This is a genomic window from Nocardiopsis gilva YIM 90087 (assembly GCF_002263495.1).
In the GTDB taxonomy this organism is placed as follows: domain Bacteria; phylum Actinomycetota; class Actinomycetes; order Streptosporangiales; family Streptosporangiaceae; genus Nocardiopsis_C; species Nocardiopsis_C gilva.
Genome location: NZ_CP022753.1, coordinates 772,826 through 790,982 on the forward strand (window position 1 = coordinate 772,826; position 18,157 = coordinate 790,982).

Sequence of the window (18,157 nt, forward strand, 5' to 3'; positions counted from 1 at the left end):
GTAGCCCCTGGCGGCGGCTCCCGCGGGGCGCTCGGGCCACTCCTCAGCCGATGGCGGCGGGGTCGGTGCCGTAGCGCCACAGGCGGGCGTAGTGACCCTCTTGGGCGCACAGTTCGTCGTGCGGGCCCACCTCCACCACGCGGCCTTGGTCGAGCACGACGACGCGGTTGGCGCGTGCCGCCGACGCCAGGCGGTGGGCGACCACGAACGTGGTCCGCGACCGGGCCAGCCGGTCCCCGGCGGTCAGGACGGCGGCCTCGGTGGCCGGGTCGAGGGCGGCGGTGGGTTCGTCGAGGAGCAGGAGGTCCGGATCGGCCAGCTCCACGCGGGCGAGCGCGATCAGCTGCCGCTGCCCTGTGGACAGCCCCTGCCCGCGCTCTCCGACCCGGTGCCGGAACCCGCCGGGCAGTGCGGCGATGGCGTCGAGCGCACCGATCGCCCGTACCGCCTCCTCCACCTCGGCGTCGTCGGCGTCCGGGCGCCCGTAGCGGATGTTGTCGGCGATGTCCCCGGTGAACAGGTGCGGCTCCTGCGGCACAATGCCCAGGCGTCGCCGAAAGGCCTCGGGTGCGTAGTCGCGGACGTCGACGCCGTCCACCAGCACGCGCCCCGCGGTCACGTCGTAGAGGCGGGCGATCAGCTTCACCACGGTCGACTTCCCCGCGCCTGTGGCACCGACGAGCGCGATCGTCTCGCCGGGCCGTACGTGCAGCGTCACGTCCGACAACGCGGGCTCCTCGCTTCCGGGGTAGCCGAACCCCACCACCGCGAGTTCCACCTCGCCGCGCAGCCGGGGCGGGACCGGTACGGGGGTGGCGGCCTCCGGTACCGACACCGGCGTGCGCAGCAGCTCGCCGATCCTGCGCACGCCGACCCGCGCCTGCTGGTAGCTGTCGAAGACGACCGAGAGCTGCTGGAACGGCGCGAAGAACAGGCCGAGGTAGAGGAGGAAGGCGACCATGACGCCCACCGTCAGGGTGCCCGACGCCACCCGGTAGGCGCCCACACCCAGGACCACGGCGGTCGCGATGTCGCCGAGGAAGGTGACGAACGGGAAGTAGAGGGCGATGTAGCGCTGGGCGCGCAGCCGCGTGCGCCGGTAGCGGTCGGACAGGTCGCTGAACCGCTTCTCGGCGCTCTCCTCCCGGCCGTGGGCCTGCGAGGTGCGCGCCCCGGCGATGTTCTCCTGCAGGTCGGCGTTGACGTCGCCGATCTCCTCGCGCGACCGGTCGTAGGCGAGCGACGAGTAGTGGCGGAAGACCAGCGTCGCGACGAGCAGGACCGGCAGCACCGCGAGCCCGGCCACGGCCAGCTTCGCGTCGATGACCAGCATCGCGACCGCCATGCCGAGCACCGTCGCGAAGTTCACCACGGCGATGGTCAGCCCGCTCTCCACGAACGTGGACAGCGCGGTCACGTCGGTGGTCATCCGGGTCATGATCCGGCCGCCCGGCTCACGCTCGTAGTAGTCCAGTCCGAGCCGCTGCAGGTGCCGGTAGCTGCGCAGCCGCAGCGCGAACAGGGCGCTCTCGCCGGTGCGCGTGGTCACCCGGGGCTGGGCGCGCAGGACGAACCAGTTCGCGGCGACGATCAGCAGCGCGAGGCCGGAGACGGCCGCGATGTCGGTCATGTCCCCGTTGACCACGCCCCGGTCCATCCCGGAGCGGATCATCGCGGGAAGGACGGTGACGGCGAGCGCGTCGGCGGCTACCAGCGCGATGGCCACGGCCAGCAGCCGGCGGACCGGCCGCAGGACCCACCACACCCCGGCGGATCGGTCGCCGCCGCCGGACGCGGCGCCGGTCCCGTTTGCGGTGGCATCGGCCCGAGGCTCGGGCTCGGATCGCTTCTCGGCCAGGCGCGGGTCGGGCCGATCCGTGGCGGCCGGGAGGCGGCGGATCCGCTCCCGCAGCTCAGGGAGGTCCACGTTGCCGGGCAGCCCACCGGCATGATCGAGGTCCGCGCCTTCGGCCGCACCGGTGTCCGGCCAGAGCAGGGCCGCACCGGGCGCCTGTTCGGTCGCGCCCGTCACGGGCGTGCGTTCGTCGATCGACTGGTCCGGCCCGGCCAGCAGCTCCGCGAACAGCGGGCAGCGGGTCAGCAGCTCCTCCTCGGTCCCGACGTCGACGACCCTGCCGCCGTCGAGGACCGCGATCCGGTCGGCCAGCCCCAGCGTGGAGCGCCGATGCGCGATGAGCACCGTCGTCCGGTCGGCCGTCACCTCCCGCAGTGTGGCGGTGATGGCCGCCTCTGTGGCGGTGTCCACCGCCGAGGTGGCGTCGTCCAGCAGCAGCACACGCGGATCGGACAGCAGGGTTCGGGCCAGGGCGACGCGCTGGCGCTGGCCGCCCGAGAGCGTCAGCCCGCGCTCGCCCACCCGGGTGTCGTACCCGTCGGGCAGCGCCGAGATGAACCCGTCGGCGCCCGCCGCACGCGCCGCGGCCCGAATCTCCTCACGTGTCGCGTCCGGGTGGCCGTAGGCGATGTTGTCGGCGATCGAGCAGGAGAACAGGAACGGCTCCTCGAACACCACCCCGACCGATTGGCGCAGCGAGCGCAGCCGCGTGCGCCGAATGTCGACCTCCGCGCCGGGCGGCCCGATCCGGATCGCGCCGTCGTCCACGTCGTAGAACCTGGGGATGAGCAGGGAAACCGTCGACTTGCCCGAACCGGAGGGGCCGATCACCGCGACCGTCTCCCCGGGCTCGACCCGCAGCGACATGCCCTCCAGCACCGGTTCGTCACGCGTGTAGCCGAAACGCACGCCGTCCAGCTCGACCCCGATCGGTCCGTCGTCGGGCACGTCGACGGCGTCCGGAGCGTCGCCGATGTCGGACCGCACGTCGGTCAGGTCGTAGACGCGCTCGGCGGCCGGGCGCACCAGCTGCGCCGTGATGACCAGGTTGGACAGCACTCCGGATGGCGCGGTGAGCGTGACCATGTATCCCGCGAACGCCACGAGCGTCCCGATGGTCACGTCACCGCGCAGCGCCAGCCAGCCGCCGAGCAGCAGCACCGCGATCTGTCCGACGTAGGGGAGCACCCCCAGCGTGGCGCTCGGGGTGGCCTGCATACGGGCCACCCGCATCCGCTCGCCGAACAGAAGACGGGCCTGCTCGGTGAGGCGATCGGTTTCGCGCCGCTCCTGTCCGAAGCCCTTGACCACGCGGACCCCGGTCACGGTCTCCTCGATGTGCTGCGCGATCTCGGCGGTGCGCTGCTGCACCGCCCACGTCGCCGGGAACATGCGGCCGCTCGCCCGCACGGTGACGACCACGAACAGGGCGAGCACGACCAGCGCGATCACGGTCAGCGGCGGCGAGAGCCACAGCATCGCGGCCAGCGATGCCACGATGAGCACGCCGCCGCCGAGCGCCTGCGGCGCCATCGACAGCAGCCCCTGCACCAGCTGCAGATCGATGTTGGCACGCGACATCACCTGCCCGGTGCGCAGCGCGTCCTGCTTTCCGCCGTCCAGCCGCTGAACGGAGGCGAACGCGGCGGTGCGCAGGTCGTGCTGGACGCTGAGGGCGAGCTTGCCCGCCAGGAACTGGCGGGCGAACGACCCCGCGAACTGCAGCACCGCCGCCGCGAGCAGCAGCGCGATGAGGGCGCCGATGTGGTCGACGCGTCCGGCGACCGCGCCGTCGATGGCCACCTGCGTGACCAGCGGCCCGATCGCTCCCAGCCCGGTCCCCAGGACGGCGGCGAGGACGACGGCGCCGGTCAGAGCGCGGTGCCGCAGGCAGCTGCGGAGCAGGCGGGTGGTCCAGCGCGCCCGGAAGGGGGTCGGGCGCGCTGGACCACCCGGCGTGGCGGACCGCTCAGCCGACGGCCCGGTCGTCGACGCCGCCGACGTCATCGACGCCTTTCGGGCGGCCACTAGGCCCCCGCGGTGATCGGGGTGGCGAGCACGAGCTGCTCCCACACGGGGGTCACGCCGGTGGCCGTGTACAGCAGAGCGAGGGCCACGCCCGCGTCGCCCTCCAGGAACGACGCGTCGCGCACCATGCCCTCGGGGCCGAAGTAGGTCAGGTGCCCGGCGGCGCGCTGGTCGGCCAGATAGCGCACCCACCGGTCGGCGAACTGCCCGGCCCCGGCGATGCCGAAGCGGTCCGACATGTGTCGTCCGAACCAGCACAGTCCGGCGGCGCCGTGGCAGACGCATCCGTCCATGACGCCGCAGTCGCCGTCGGGGCGGGCGATGACCGCCTCCGCTGTCCGGCGGGCGGCTGACGCGGCCCCGGGCGACCCCGTGGCCTGGGCGGCGACCGACAGCGCGAGGGCGACCCCGGGGTCCCCGGAGCACCAGGTCGCGCGGGAGGGGGCGTAGCGCATCTCCACCCGGTGCGGGAAGACCGAGCCGTTGACGTCGGACCCCTGGCTCAGCAGCCACCGCAGCGCGTCGTCGAGCAGCGCTCGGGCGCGCGGCCGGACCGACGTGTCGGAGCGCGACACCGAGGCCAGGTAGGAGACGAGCCCGGCGGCGCCGTGCGCCACCCCGATGATGCGGCACCCGGCGGACTGGTCGGCGCGGCGCGCCTCTGAGTCGGCGAGGCGGAAGAACAGGCCGTTCTCGTCGCGCTCGGTGCGGTTCTCGATGACGTCGAGGATGCCCGACGTCAGCTTCTCCCGGAAGCTCGCCTCCGGGTGGGCCAGGCCGTAGACGCCGAGTCCGAGCAGGCCCATGGGCAGGTCGATATCGAGGTCGTCGGGGAACGCGGTCGCCCACTGCAGCACGATGTCGTCGATCGGGGCCAGACCGCTCGCCTCGGTTCCGTGCTGCCGGGCGAGCTGAATCGCGACCCATCCGGCCTGCGCGGCGCCGCGGTACAGCCACGGGCCGACGTTGGACGCGGACCGCAGCAGCCCCATCGCCTCCCGGAAGGAGTCCCGCGCCGCCGTGCTCGGCGCCCCGTCGTCGCCGAGGGCCCGGCGGAACTCCATCGCGGTCAGCGCGTGATCGAGCAGCAGGGTGAAGTCGGGGTCGCGCGTGATGCTCTCGGTGGCATCGGCGTACAGCGTCCGGGCGAGCCCCACCTGGTCTTCGGCCGCGGTCATCATGCCTTCCCTCCCACGCCGTCCAACGCTTGCAGCTGGTGGATCCTGCGCTCGGCCAGCTCGTAGGCCAGGTACTCCAGACGGACGGCGTCGAAGGCGAACAGCCGGTTGCAGTGCAGGTGAAGTGCGGACCCGAACACCGACCAGCCGCGACGGCCGGTCAGGGTCTGGCGGACCGAGGAGGAGAGCGCGGCCAGCGCCTTGGCGACCTGCTCGTCTCCCTGGGCGTCGGCCAGATGGTCGCGCAGTGCCCGGTCGTGCGCGCGGTGGAACTTGCCCAGCGGGTTGCCCTTCTTGGTGAAGGAGAGGGACGTGCCGCTCTGGCAGAGGCGGAGGAACGCGCGCTGCTCGTCGGTGGAGTCGAACAGCGCCGAGCACCAGCCGACCGCGTCGGCCACCGCCTGGTACAGGCGCAGCTCCTCCGTGGGGCGGGCGGCCAGGAAAGCCGCCACCTGGTCGCTGGAGGCGGTGAACAGGCGCTCGGCCGCGGCCAGGTTGTCGGCGCCGCCGTAGCGGGACACCTCGGGAATGTAGTCGTCCATGACCGACCGGCCGATGAGCCCCTCGGCGCGGAGCGCGCCGCCGAGCGCGTCCATCGCGGCGACGACATGGGCGCGCGCCGCTCCGTCGATGGGCCTCATCCGCACCCGCACGTGGTAGCCGCCGTCGGTGTAGCGGAGGAAGAACCAGTCGGTGACCGCACCGGAGCGGTGGAGCTCGTCGGCGAGCTGCTTGGCCCGCGTGACGACGGCGTCGGCGGAGGCCTGCCCGCAGAAGTAGGAGAAGTACACCCACGCTCGGCCGCGGTCGGCGTCGAAGGCGTCGGCTCCGGTACCCGGTCGGGGCGGGGTGCGGTGAACGGGGCTGAAGGGGATGACGGCCTCCGCGACGTGGCCGCCGCTCGGCCCCCGCACGGCCGGGGCCTCCAGCTGCGGCATCTCGATGATCTTGACGGACGCGGTGTCCGGCCCCTTGGCCTCCTTGGCGAGCGCGGCGCCCACCGACCGCGCGGACCTTAGGTCGATCGGGAGCACGTGGTCGTAGTCGCCGACCCCCACCCAGCGGCGGTCGCCCAGGCCGGGGAGGAGCCGACGCAGGTGGCCGGCGGGGTCGGGGTCGTGCAGGACGTCGCGGATGTCCGCGCGCGCCAGGCGCCACTGCTCCGGTGCCACGACGACCGGACCGCAGGTCACCCGGGGCAGGTGGGACAGGTGCGCCAGCGCCCCCCACGACCAGCCGACACCGCCGGAGGAGGCGAGGTGGCCGAGGACCGCGTAGACCGGGTCGAGGCCGTGGAAGTCGACGTTGTGAGCGGTGTTGAGCTCTACCAGGACGGGGCGGCCGGTCAGGGAGTCGCGGAGGCGGAACTCGTCGCCGCGCAGCTGGATCAGCAGCCGGTCCAGGGCGAGGGTTCCGCCGGAGGCGCCGGTCAGCGCGATGGTGTCGTCGAGGAGGCGGGGGCGGATGAGGACATTGCCGATCCGGCCGCCGGGGTGGTAGACGAGCTCGGCGTGGATGGGGGCGGTGTCCGGGGCACCCGCCGTATCGGCGTCGGCGGTCGCGTTCGGACCGGTCGGGACCCCCGGTCCGAACACACCGGGCGCGTCGGAGGGGGCGCCCGCCGCCACCGCGTCGCCCACCATCTCCTCCGCGCCGTGCACCGCGTCGGACAGCCGCTGCCGCATGCCGTCGCGGTTCAGGCTGAAGCGGGCGAGCAGCGCGTGCGGCGCGCGGCCGACACCGCCGACGAGCATGCTGTGCAGGCCCTCCGGGTGGTCGCCGAGGAGGACCGCCAGCGCCGCCCGGGCGCCGGTGGTCGAAGCGGCGGGCGTGTCGTTTGCGCGCTCATGCTCCTCGCTCGCTGTACCGCCGACGCTGTGGGGCCTGCGGCCGTTGGGCGTCGACGCTTTCGCTCGTTCGTTCGCGTTCGCGTCGGTGTTTTCTGCGCGCTCATGCTCCTTACTCGCTGTACCGCCGACGCTGTGGGGCCTGCGGCCGTTGGGCGTCGACGCTTTCGCTCGTTCGTTCGCGTTCGCGTCGGTGTTTTCTGCGCGCTCACGCTCCTCGCTCGCTGTACCGCCGACGCCTTCGGGCCTGCGGCCGTTGGGCGTCGACGCTTTCGCTCGTTCGTTCGCGTTCGCGTCGGTGTTTTCTGCGCGCTCACGCTCCTTACTCGCTGTACCGCCGACGCTTTCGGGCCTGCGGCCGTTGGGCGTCGACGCTTTCGCTCGTTCGTTCGCGTTCGCGTCGGTGGGGATGTCGACCGGTGTGCCGTCGCGCGTCCACCGGTCGTAGAGCTTCAGCAGCTCCGGGTTGACCCGGGGGAGCGAGGATTCCTCAGGGGCTCGGACACCGGCGTTCACGGCCAGCTCGGAGACCGACCGGTGCCATGAGCGCAGGACGCCCGACTCCAGGTCGAGCGCGCTGAGCAGCGGCACCTCGGCGTCCTCGTAGCGCGCCCGAAACGCGTCGCGGAACTCGTCGATGCTGAACGCCGAACCGCCGGCCGCGCCGCCGCCGTTCTGGAGTGCCGCCACGCGCAGGATCGCCCGCTGCAGGTCGTCGCTCGAACGGCGGTCGAGTGTGGCCGCGGACATGTCCATCTCGGGGTGGACATCGAACCGCTGAGCCTGCTTGACCTCCGCGAACGATGGAATGTGGGATGCCGCCGCGCGCCACCCCGCGTCGAGCGTTCCGGTGAGGGCGGGGTCCAGGGGACGGACCCCGGTCGCGTCGGCGAGCAGGGTGCGCAGTGCGTCCGCCTGTTCGGTGGCGCCCATGGCCTCCAGGAGGTCGACGGCGCGTTCCGCGGGCTCCACGCCCGGCTCGATCAGTCCGAGCGACCGCTCGATGAGGCCGCCGTCCACCAGCCGGGTGAGGAATCCGGCCATCTGGTCCTCGGAGAACCCGGGATTGTCGGCCCGCAGCGCGGCGACGATGTCGGCGCCGATGACCTCGCCGTCGCCGAGGACGCGCAGGACCGCGGCGATGGCCGGGGTGAGGCGCATGCTGACGACGTCGGCGCTCGCGTCACCGGACTTCGCGAACCGGAGGACGTCGCCGTCGGCGCGGGCTATCGGGTTGGTGCGCAGCGGCCACTGCAGCGGGCCGACCGCGTCGGCCGCCGCGCGGACGGCCTCCTCCAGCGCCTGGACGTCGACGCGCACCCGGACACGGTGCCGGTCGCGTGGCCCCAGCGCGAGGTCGCGCTCCTCGCCGACGGAGACGGGAGCCGTACCGGCGAACAGGCCGTAGGGTGTCGCGCGGCCGCCCATCCGGGCCAGGTAGCGGGCGAGGGTGTCGCGGGCGCGCTGGTCGCCGGAGACGGCCGCGTCGCGTACGTAGGGGCCTGCGGCCAGGGAGACCGCCATGGTCGCGATGGGGTCCGCGACGTCCTCGTCGGCCACCATCCGGGCGGCCTCGTCGACACTGAACAGCGGCACGCGCAGCATGCCGCAGCCTTCGGTACTCAGCGTTCCTCCCCTCCCGTCGCCGCTCGGTCGGCCGGTCCGGCCGACCTTGGGCGGCCGCCCAAGCGCTCCGCGACCAGCCCGAAGATCTCCTTCAGCGCACGCAGGTGGTCGTCGGCGGAGCGGGACATCTCGGTGATGACGACCTCGTCCGCGCCGGTGAGCTCCAGAAGCTTGCAGACCGCGGCGGCGCACTGTTCCGCGGTGCCCGCGCAATTGACCTTTATTCCGGCGCGAATACTGTCGGTGCGCGCGATGACCGGATCATCATTGGCTACCAGTGCCGCGGCGACGGCGGTGCGTCCGTTGGGAAAGGCGGCGCGGTAGGAATTGAGTGTGCGTGTGCACGCGTCCACATCGACATTGAAGAAAAGGGCGTGGCAGTAATTGAATCCCATTTCTCCGGCGAGTTCGGCCGAGCGGGTCCCCGCTCCGTGCAGCCAGCGCTCGTAGGGGGTGTCCAGCGGATCGATCCAGTCGCGGCCGTCGTCCAGGACCGAAACGACGGTGCGGATGGCCTCGTCGGTCGCGTCGCCGCCCTTGCGGAGGTAGGCGAGCGCGTCGGCGGCGCTCCCGGCGACGTCGCCGCGGCCGAATCCGACGTCGAGCCGGTCGCCGCAGAAGAAGGCGGCGGACGCGACGTCCTCGGCGGTGAGGTGGGGGTCGCGGACGCGGATGAGGGTGACGGCGGTGCCGATGCGGATGCGCGTGGTGTGGCTGCCCAGCACGCCCGCGAGGAGGAGGGGGTTGGGGCTCGGCACGCCGGTGCTGTGGTGTTCGGGCAGCCAGAGCCGCTGGTATCCGACCTGCTCGGCGAGGAGAGCGGCCTCGAAGGCGGTCTCGCGCTTGGCGCGCACGGAGCGGTGGTCGCCGAGGTCGAGGTATTCGAGAAGGCCGAGGGGCGGCGGTGGATCCGCGTTCGCGGGTGTGCGGGCGGGTGTGGCCGTGGCCGTCGCCGAGGCCGCCGTCGGCGTCGTCGCCGTCGTCCTGTCCATGCCGATCTCCATCCGCAACGGCGGGCCGTCCCGCCTGGGGCCCGAGCGGCGGGTGGCGGCCGTTCACCGGTCGGCCGCCACCCGCCAGGGAGTGCGCGGACAAGCACCGCCGCACTCATCCCTCTCGGACACGCGGCCGGGTACGCACCGGGCCTCGCGTCCATCGACATTCCGCCTCGTTCACGAGGAACGAGAGCCGGCGTGTACTAGCAGGAGACGGTGTTGGCGCTCGGGCACGTGGTGCCCCAGCAGGTCGTGCCGAGGGTGATGGGGCCGCGGGCGTCGATGTTGTTCGCCGAGAGCTGGCCGCCACCGGGGGTGGAGAAGGTCTCCATGTCGATGTCGAGGTCGAATTCGACGTTGGCCTTGGCGTTAGGAGCAGTCATAATTGCACCTTCCGATTAAGGGATGCACGGCTGAGGAATATTTTTTATGCCGTGCAGAGTTCACCCTAGGGGTGGGCATTCCAATGCCGCTTCGGTCCGAGGAACCATTTCGCTGCCCTTCCGACGGATCGGTCCGTAAAGGTACGTGAGTTGGGGGTCCTCCCTTCGGAGGAGCGGCGCCTTCGGCGGGGCCCGCGGGTGCCCGGTGGTGTCGGCCACTGGGGGGATTCCTGGTCACATGACCTCTATGCGGCGTTCAGGCAGGTTCAAACTTTCCTCAAGCAGGGACGGACGGTGTTAGATCGTCACTCTCAGGAAACAAGTGGATGCGTAGGGTTATATCCACGCCTTGGGGGGATACGCATGACCACGCCTGTCTTCGAGCAGACGATCACGGGGTACTCACTGCGCAGCGCGCACGGGCTCGCACAGGCCTCGCAGCTCGCTTACCAGGACGAGGACCAGATCAAGACCACAACGGCCGTGTGGGGGATGCCCGAGTGCCGGTTCTTCCAGGTGGAGTTCGAGCAGCCGTTCCCAATCGATGACACCCAGGCCTATGTCGCGGCCAACGACAAGGTGGTCGTCGTCGCCTTCCGCGGCACCGAACTGGCGCAGTTGCGCGACTGGCTCTCCGATGCCAACGGCCTCCTGGCCCCGGACCCGAACGGCCAGGGCATGGTGCACATGGGCTTCAACCAGGCCCTGGACGCGGTGTATCCGCAGGTCCTCAACGCCGTATCGGAGATGCGCGGCAACGGCCAGTCGATCTGTATCACCGGTCACAGCCTGGGCGGCGCTCTGGCCATGCTGGCCGCGGCCCGGATGCGTTTCGGGGATTCCCGCCTGCTGGCGGACGGCGTCTACACCTTCGGCCAGCCGCGCACGTGCGACCCGCTGATGGCCAGAACCTTCGACCGCGAGTTCAAGGGACGCATGTTCCGCTTCGTCAACAACAGCGACATCGTTCCCCAGCTCCCGCCTGAGCCGCTCTACCATCACGTCGACGAGGAGAAGTACTTCGACGCCGACGGTCGGCTGCGGGAGAAGAAGATGTCGCTGCTGGGCGGCCTCACCGACAAGGTCAAGGGCCAGACGGCCGACCCGATGGCCCTGGGGACGGACCAGATCCGCGACCACGGCATCGCCCGCTACATCGCCAACCTGGAAAAGGCGATGGGCTGACCGCCGCCCCCACCACCGGTTGCCCGCCCGAGCCGTTGCCCCACCCAGTCGACGACGGCGCGGGCGGGCACGTTATGCCAGCCGGGCACGTCCCCCTCACCGGCGTCGAGTCGAGCGATCGCGGGGCCGGTGGTGGCTCAGCCCTCGCTCGCGAGGGCGCGCCGGATCTCCGCGATGCGGTCATCGTCGAACTCGGCGTCGGGATCGGCTTCGAGGAAGGCCGCGGCGAGGGCGCCGAGCGCCAGCCCGGGAAGCGTCCAGTCCGCCGGGTCGGGGGCGCCGAACAGGTCGGCCCGGACCGTCTCCTCGGACAGCGCCGGGGTCGTCGGAGCCATCACGACCAGCCCGCGCACCATGGCGTTCGCGAGCGTCGCCAGCGTCTCGAATCCGGTGCTCAGCGCCGGACGCAGGCGGAGGCCGAGCAGGGACGCCACGCGCTCGTAGGCGGCGGCGAGGCCGGCGGTGACGTTGCGCTCCGACTCGGTGAGGGCCGCCTGCACCTCGGTGCGGAGGTCGCCATCGGGCAGGCTCAGGAAGGTCGCGTGCAGCGCGACGTAGGTGCGCCATTCCGGCGAACGCAGGAAGGTCTGGAGCTCGGCCGGGGCACCCTGGCGCAGGATCTCGGTCGCCAGGGCGATGCGCAGTGACGGGGTCTTCAACCAGTCCAGGCGGTCGAGGATGGTCTGGTCGACCGCGCGCCGCGCCTCCGGGTTCTCCTCGACGATGGCCGGGCTGGTGCCGCGCGCGAGCTCTTTCAGCAGGTCGCTGAAGAACAGATCCTTGTAGGGCCAGCGGCGGTAGACGGCGCTGCGGGACACGCCCGCGTCGCGGATCACGTCTTCGAAGCTGATGTGTTCCAGGCTGACCGTCAGCCCGGCCCTGTTGACCTGGTCCATTGCGGCCTGGAGCATGCGTCGCTCGGTCTCCTGGTCGCTGAGTCGGCGCCTCCGCCGTGTCAGGCCAGTGGCCGCTTGGGAGTCCCCGCCCATGTTGCACCTTCTGCGCTTGGGATATGATGTCTCAAATTTTGAATACCAGGATCACAGTCTACTAAGCGTGACGGATCGCGTAACCAGCGAACGGTTGAGCGCGACGAGCCGTGTAACCAGTGAACGGTCCCCGACCAGGCCGCGGCCACGCCATTCAGCGCCCACACGGCCATCCCACACCCCAGGGGGGAAGATGCGTGATCAGGACACCGATCTCACCGATGTCGCCGAGTCCGACCTGACCACACGGCGCGGCACGTTCAGAGCCGTCGCCTTCCGCGATCCGCTCGACGGCCATGAACACATGGCCCTGGTGCTGGGGGAGGTCGTGGACCGTGAGGACGTGCTGGTCCGGGTGCATTCCGAGTGCATGACGGGTGACATCTTCGGCGCGACGCGCTGCGAGTGCGGCGAGCAGCTCACGTCGGCACTGGACGCGATCGTGCGGGAAGGCAGCGGGGTCCTGGTGTACCTGCGCGGCCACGAAGGGCGTGGGATCGGGCTGGTCGCCAAGGTGCGCACGCACATCCTCCAGGACGAGCAGGGGCTCGACACCATCGATTCGGCCACGTCCCTCGGCCTGCCGGTCGATGTCCGCGACTACGGTCCGGCCGCACGGGTGCTGCACTACCTCGGCGCCGCCTCGGTCCGGCTGCTGTCGAACAACCCCGACAAGATCGGTGCCCTGGAGGCGTACGGGATCCGGGTGTCCGAGCAGGTGCCGCTCCTCGCCCCCGCGCACAACGGCAACATCGCCTACCTCACCGCCAAGCGCGACCGGCTCGGGCACGACCTCCCTCAGGTCGAGGAGGTGTCGAGCGCGTCGCTGTGCGATAGCGGCGCCCGCGGCCAGGAGGACGGCGGACGTGGCTGACGTCGCGGGCGCCGCCTTCGCCGCCCTGCTGCCCGTCGCTCAAGAAGCGACGGCGATCGCGCGACGGATCGTGCGGGAGCACGCCCCCAGGGCGGTCACCGAGAAGGGCGAGCGCGACATCGTGACCGACGTCGACCTCGCCGTCGAGGACGCGGTCCGTACGTTTCTGGCGCGCGAAACCCCCAATATCGGCTTGCTGGGGGAGGAGCACGGACGCACCGGCGGGGCGGACGGGGAGCCCTGGTGGGTGCTCGACCCGGTCGACGGCACCGCCAACCTCGCGTGCGGGATTCCGCTGTGCGCCGTCTCCCTCGGCCTGGTGTGGGAGGGGCGGGCGGTGGTGGCCGTGATCGACCTGCCCTTCCTCGACACCGGGTACACCGCCACTGAGGGGGCGGGTGCCTTCTGCGATGGAGAGCGCATCCGCGCCTCCGGGCACAGCGCCCCCGCCGATGCGGTGGTCTCCATCGGCGACTTCGCCGTGGGGGAGGGCGCCGACGCCAAGAACAGGGTGCGCCTCGACCTGCTGGGGCGGCTGGGCGCGCGGGTGCGGCGGATCCGCATGCTCGGTACGGCCGCGATCGACCTCGCCTGGACCGCGCACGGCAAGCTCGACGCCGCGGTCATCCTGGCGAACCGGCCCTGGGACACGGCGGCGGGGGTTCTCCTGGTCCGGGAGGCGGGCGGTGTGGTCCTCGACCGCGATGGCAGCCCGCACTCGGTGGACTCCTCGGCGACCATCGCCGTCGCACCGGGGCTCCGCGAGCACATCATGTTGGAGGTGGCGCACGCGTATGGGATCGAGTGACGCACACGCTGCCCCGCTGTCCGCGGGCGTCCGCTTCCGAGTCACGTCCGCTTCCGCGGGTCCCGCCGTCGGCGCTGCCGCGCAGGCGGCCCTCCTGGCCGTCCTCGCCGCGGCCGCTGGCCTGGGAGCTGCGGGCTGGATCGCCGGATCGGCCTACGCGGTGGCCCTCGGGGGACTGCTCACGCGCGCCCTGTACCGGGACGGACACCCGGGGATGCGGCCGGCCGACCGCGTGACCCTGGCCCGCGCCGTGCTCGTCGGCGGGGTGATGGCCCTCGTCGCCGACGAGGTTGCGGGCCGGCCGCTGGACGGGGGCGCGCTCGGGACCCTGGTCCTCCTCGCCGCGGTGGCACTGGCGCTCGACGGCGTCGACGGGCTGGTCGCACGCCGCACCAATACGACCAGCCGGCTGGGCGCCCGGTTCGACATGGAAGTCGACGCCTTTCTGATCCTGGTGCTCAGCGTGCACGTGTCCCTCCACCTCGGTGCGTGGGTGGTGGCGATCGGCGCGATGCGCTACGCGTTCGCGGCGGCGGCCACCGTGGCGCCGTGGCTGCACGGCGACCTGCCGCTCAGTACCGCCCGCAAGGCGGTGGCGGTGGTGCAGGCCGCCGCCCTCATCGCGGCTTCGGCGAGCGTGCTGCCGCACTCGGCGGCAACGGCGGTGGTGGCAGCGGCGCTGGCGCTCCTCGCCTGGTCCTTCGGCCGCGATGTGTGGTGGCTGTGGCGAACCAGGTCGGCGCGGCTACGAACCGGCCCGGACACGGACAGGGAGGGCTGATGGAGCACACCGCGCGCGCCTTCTGGCTGCGGTCACCAGGCGTAGGAGAGATCCGGTCGGTCCCTGTCCCAGAGCCCGCACCCGGCGACGTGGTCGTCCGCACGCGCTACACGGGGGTCAGCCGCGGCACCGAGTCCCTGGTGTTCCGCGGTGGCGTCCCCGAGAGCCAGCGCGAGGCCATGCGGGCGCCCTTCCAGGAGGGCGGCCTTCCCGGCCCGGTCAAATACGGCTACCTCAACGTGGGCACCGTCGAGCAGGGGCCATCCGAGCTCGTCGGACGCGACGTCTTCAGCCTCTATCCGCACCAGACCCGGTTCGTCGTTCCGGCCGGCGCGGTCGTGCCCCTTCCGGAGGGCGTCCCCGCCGAGCGGGCCGTGCTGGCGGGCACGGTCGAGACGGCGGTGAACGCGATCTGGGACGCCGGACCGCTCATCGGCGACCGCGTCGCGGTCGTTGGCGCGGGAATGGTGGGATGCTGCGTCGCGCGCCTCCTCGCCGACATCCCGGGCGCCCGCGTCCAGCTCGTCGACACCGAACCCGAGCGCGCCGACGTCGCCGAGTGCCTCGGCGTCGCCTTCGCCCACCCGGCGGAAGCCGCGGGCCAGTGCGACCTGGTGTTCCATGCCAGCGCCACGGAGGCGGGCCTCGCCACCTCACTGGACCTGCTCGGAGATGAGGGCCAGGTCATCGAGCTCAGTTGGTACGGGGACCGCGAGGTCCGCATCCCGCTGGGGGAGTCCTTTCATTCCCGCCGACTGGCGATTCGCGCGAGCCAGGTGGGCGTGGTCTCCCCGGCGCGCAGCCGCCGCCGATCGCTCGCCGACCGCCTCTCCCTGTCGCTGCGGCTGCTCACCGACCCCGCCTTCGACACACTGATCACCGGCGAAAGCCCCTTCGAGCGACTGCCCGATCTCATGCCGCTCCTCGCGGATGGCCGGATCCCGGCCCTGTGCCATCGCATCGCCTACGGATAGGGCGCGCGTCCACCTGGAGAGGTCAGTGACGGCCCCGGACCGACGTCCACCCTTTGTAAAGGAGCCCTTCTCGTGTTCAGCGTCACCGTCCGCGACCATCTCATGGTCGCGCACAGCTTCCGCGGTGAAGTCTTCGGACCGGCGCAGTCCCTCCACGGGGCGACATTCATCGTCGACGCCTCGTTCCGCCGACCCGAACTCGACGACGACGGGATCGTGGTCGACATCGGGCGAGCCACCCAAGAACTCAACTCCGTCCTCGCCGACCTCAACTACCGCAACCTCGACGAGGTGCCCGAGTTCGCCGGCGTCAACACCTCGACGGAGTTTCTGGCCAAGGTCATCGCCGACCGCATCGCCGACCGGGTGGCACAGGGCGCGTTGGGGGAACAGGCCCGCGGGGTGACCGAGCTGAAGGTGACCCTGCACGAGTCGCACATCGCCTGGGCGAGTTACGAACGTGCGCTGTGACAGCGCCGACCTTCGTCCTGCCCGGCGGCGTGGACGACCCCACCACGCCCAGCGGAGGCAACGTCTTCGACCGCCGCCTCTGCCGGGAACTCGCGCGCATGGGGCGGCCGGTCCGCGAGGTGGCGATCCCGGGCACGTGGCCGGAACCGGACGCCTCCGGCCGGGATCGGCTGGCGCGGGCACTCGACGCTCTGCCGGACGGCGCCGCCGTGGTCGTGGACGGGCTCGTGGCCTGCGGTGTCCCCGAGATCGTCGTTCCCAGTGCGCGTCGGCTGCGACTGGGGGTCCTGGTGCACCTGCCCCTGGCCGACGAGACGGGGCTCAGCACCGATCACGCCGCCGAGCTGGACGCCGCTGAGCGGGACACGCTGCGCGCCGCGCGTGCCGTCATCGCGACAAGCCGTTGGGCGGCGCGCAACATCAAGGATCGGCACAGCCTGGACCATCGCCGGGTGTGGACCGTGGAACCGGGCACCGACGCCGCGCCGCTCGTGTCTGGAACGGATCACGGTGTTCGGTTCCTCTCCGTCGCGTCGGTGACCCCGCGCAAGGGACATGACCTGCTCGTGCGGGCTCTGGCGGGGATCACCGACCTGCGCTGGGGCTGCGTCTGCGTGGGACCGGCACCGCCGGAGTCCGCGTTCGCCAGCGAAGTACGTCGGCTCGTCGGACAGCTGGGACTCGGCGGAAGGATTGACTTCTCCGGGCCGCTGTCCGGAGACGCGCTGGCGCACGCCTACGCGGAGGCCGACCTCCTGCTGCTGCCGTCCCGCGCCGAGACCTTCGGAATGGCCGCGGCCGAGGCACTGGCACGCGGCATACCCGTGCTCGCGACCACGGCGGGGGCCCTGCCGGACACCCTGGGACAGGCACGCGGTGGCACTGTTCCGGGTCTCCTCGTCCCACCGAACGACGTCCAAGCACTGGCGGGGTCGCTACGGAGCTGGCTCATGGACGGGGCGTTGCGTGATCGGCTACGGGCGGCGGCGCGGCTTCGCCGGGCCGAACTACGCCCCTGGGAGGCGGCCGCACGGGATATGACCGTCATCCTCGACCGAATGCACGAGCCGCGCCACCCACGACCCCAAAGGGAGAATGCCTGGTGAGCGCCCCCGGATCGCCCCGCTTCGAAGCCGACTGGTTGGCCCTGCGCGAGGGGGCCGATGCCGACGCGCGCGACGCCGGGTTGCTGGTCCCGCTCCGCGCGCATCTCGCAGCGGAGCATGGACGGCGGCGCGGCGGCAGCCTCAACATCCACGACCTCGGAAGCGGCACCGGATCGATGGCGCGCTGGCTCGCCCCGCTCTTGGACGGTCCCCAGCACTGGGTCCTCCACGACCGCGACCCGGAACTGCTCGAGCGCGCCGCCGGCTTCCCGCCGGAGCCGGCAGCGGACGGCGCCCCCGTCACCGTGCGAACCCGACTGGCCGACCTGACCGAACTGGATGCGGTCGACCTCAAGGGCGCCGACCTGGTAACAGCGTCCGCGCTTCTCGACCTGCTCACCGCAGATGAACTGAACGGCCTGGCCGAGGCGTGCACTGGCGTTGGATGCCCCGTCCTGCTGACGCTGTCGGTCGCCGGACACGTGGTCTTGACCCCCGATCACCCACTCGACGCCGATATCGCCGCCGCGTTCAACGCCCACCAGCGTCGGGAGGTGCAGGGGCGCCGCCTGCTCGGCCCGGACGCGCCCGACGCGGCCGCGCGGGCATTCCGGCGCCGCGGTGCGCCGGTGTACAGGCGATCAAGCCCGTGGCGGCTCGGCCCGGAGCAGCGCCGGTTGATGCGGCAGTGGCTGGAGGGGTGGGTCGCCGCCGCTGTCGAGCAGCGCACTGAACTCTCCACCGAGGCGCGTACGTATGTGGAGTGGAGGCTGGGCGAGTGCGCGTCCGGCCGCCTGCGAGCCGAGGTGCACCACGTCGACCTGCTCGTCCTCCCGGATGGGCCAGCGGCGGAAGGTAGGCACGAGGAGCGGTCCTGATCGATGATGGGTGGAGATCCTCGCTCGGAGTCGTGTCCGGTGGATTGGCGCGCGACGACAGTGGGAGGCGAAGGTCGTGCGGGGGCAACTGCAGCCGAGGCGGAGGCCATGGTGGGACGCCACCGTCAAGGGGGTCGTCTGGCCATGGGCGCGGGTGCTGGCCGCCGTGACGCTGCTGG

Annotated in this window: 14 protein-coding genes; 8 read left to right on the forward strand and 6 right to left on the reverse strand. The window is 72.0% G+C overall.

What is annotated here, in order from left to right:
• Positions 1–43: 43 nt before the first annotated feature.
• The 5 genes from CDO52_RS03830 to CDO52_RS03850 form a co-directional block, all read right to left on the reverse strand.
• Complete coding sequence (locus tag CDO52_RS03830; RefSeq protein WP_232524373.1) at positions 44–3,883, reverse strand: ABC transporter ATP-binding protein; 3,840 nt, start codon at positions 3,881–3,883, stop codon at positions 44–46.
• Complete coding sequence (locus CDO52_RS03835; RefSeq protein ID WP_232524374.1) at positions 3,883–5,064, reverse strand: lanthionine synthetase LanC family protein; 1,182 nt, start codon at positions 5,062–5,064, stop codon at positions 3,883–3,885. Before CDO52_RS03835 ends, CDO52_RS03830 begins: the two co-directional genes overlap by 1 nt.
• Positions 5,061–8,513: a lantibiotic dehydratase gene (locus CDO52_RS03840; protein WP_094932208.1), complete on the reverse strand. Its 3,453-nt coding sequence runs from the start codon at positions 8,511–8,513 to the stop codon at positions 5,061–5,063. The genes CDO52_RS03835 and CDO52_RS03840 overlap by 4 nt, the downstream gene beginning before the upstream one ends.
• Before the next feature lie 17 nt (positions 8,514–8,530).
• Positions 8,531–9,526 carry an LLM class flavin-dependent oxidoreductase gene (locus CDO52_RS03845; RefSeq protein ID WP_232524375.1) on the reverse strand — a complete coding sequence of 332 codons (996 nt, stop codon included), beginning with the start codon at positions 9,524–9,526 and terminating at the stop codon, positions 8,531–8,533.
• A gap of 206 nt (positions 9,527–9,732) precedes the next feature.
• The gene (locus tag CDO52_RS03850; protein ID WP_017620645.1) at positions 9,733–9,912 is read right to left on the reverse strand and encodes a hypothetical protein; all 180 of its coding nucleotides are present in this window, start codon (positions 9,910–9,912) and stop codon (positions 9,733–9,735) included.
• A 363-nt stretch (positions 9,913–10,275) separates the two neighbouring features.
• Here CDO52_RS03850 and CDO52_RS03855 point away from each other — a divergent pair, with 363 nt between their 5' ends.
• The gene (locus CDO52_RS03855) at positions 10,276–11,097 is read left to right on the forward strand and encodes a lipase family protein (protein WP_017620646.1); all 822 of its coding nucleotides are present in this window, start codon (positions 10,276–10,278) and stop codon (positions 11,095–11,097) included.
• Between the two features lie 137 nt (positions 11,098–11,234).
• Here CDO52_RS03855 and CDO52_RS03860 read toward each other — a convergent pair whose 3' ends face one another.
• Complete coding sequence (locus CDO52_RS03860) at positions 11,235–12,086, reverse strand: TetR/AcrR family transcriptional regulator (RefSeq protein WP_026126159.1); 852 nt, start codon at positions 12,084–12,086, stop codon at positions 11,235–11,237.
• Between the two features lie 193 nt (positions 12,087–12,279).
• Between CDO52_RS03860 and CDO52_RS03865 the strand changes: the two genes are divergently transcribed.
• The 7 genes from CDO52_RS03865 to CDO52_RS03895 all read left to right on the forward strand — a co-directional run bounded on the left by CDO52_RS03865 (position 12,280) and on the right by CDO52_RS03895 (position 17,978).
• Positions 12,280–12,960 carry a GTP cyclohydrolase II gene (locus tag CDO52_RS03865; RefSeq protein WP_017620648.1) on the forward strand — a complete coding sequence of 227 codons (681 nt, stop codon included), beginning with the start codon at positions 12,280–12,282 and terminating at the stop codon, positions 12,958–12,960.
• On the forward strand, positions 12,953–13,768 hold the full coding sequence (locus CDO52_RS03870) for an inositol monophosphatase family protein (RefSeq protein WP_017620649.1): 816 nt from the start codon (positions 12,953–12,955) through the stop codon (positions 13,766–13,768). The genes CDO52_RS03865 and CDO52_RS03870 overlap by 8 nt, the downstream gene beginning before the upstream one ends.
• Positions 13,755–14,549: a CDP-alcohol phosphatidyltransferase family protein gene (locus CDO52_RS03875; RefSeq protein WP_198345825.1), complete on the forward strand. Its 795-nt coding sequence runs from the start codon at positions 13,755–13,757 to the stop codon at positions 14,547–14,549. Before CDO52_RS03870 ends, CDO52_RS03875 begins: the two co-directional genes overlap by 14 nt.
• On the forward strand, positions 14,549–15,523 hold the full coding sequence (locus CDO52_RS03880; RefSeq protein WP_094932210.1) for a zinc-dependent alcohol dehydrogenase: 975 nt from the start codon (positions 14,549–14,551) through the stop codon (positions 15,521–15,523). Before CDO52_RS03875 ends, CDO52_RS03880 begins: the two co-directional genes overlap by 1 nt.
• 72 nt (positions 15,524–15,595) lie before the next feature.
• A complete protein-coding gene (locus tag CDO52_RS03885; RefSeq protein ID WP_017620652.1) occupies positions 15,596–15,994 on the forward strand; it encodes a 6-pyruvoyl trahydropterin synthase family protein in 399 nt (132 codons plus the stop codon).
• Complete coding sequence (locus CDO52_RS03890) at positions 15,991–17,100, forward strand: glycosyltransferase family 4 protein (RefSeq protein ID WP_017620653.1); 1,110 nt, start codon at positions 15,991–15,993, stop codon at positions 17,098–17,100. Before CDO52_RS03885 ends, CDO52_RS03890 begins: the two co-directional genes overlap by 4 nt.
• Entirely contained in the window at positions 17,097–17,978 is an 882-nt protein-coding gene (locus tag CDO52_RS03895; RefSeq protein WP_017620654.1) for a class I SAM-dependent methyltransferase, read from the forward strand. The genes CDO52_RS03890 and CDO52_RS03895 overlap by 4 nt, the downstream gene beginning before the upstream one ends.
• The last annotated feature ends 179 nt before the right edge of the window (positions 17,979–18,157 follow it).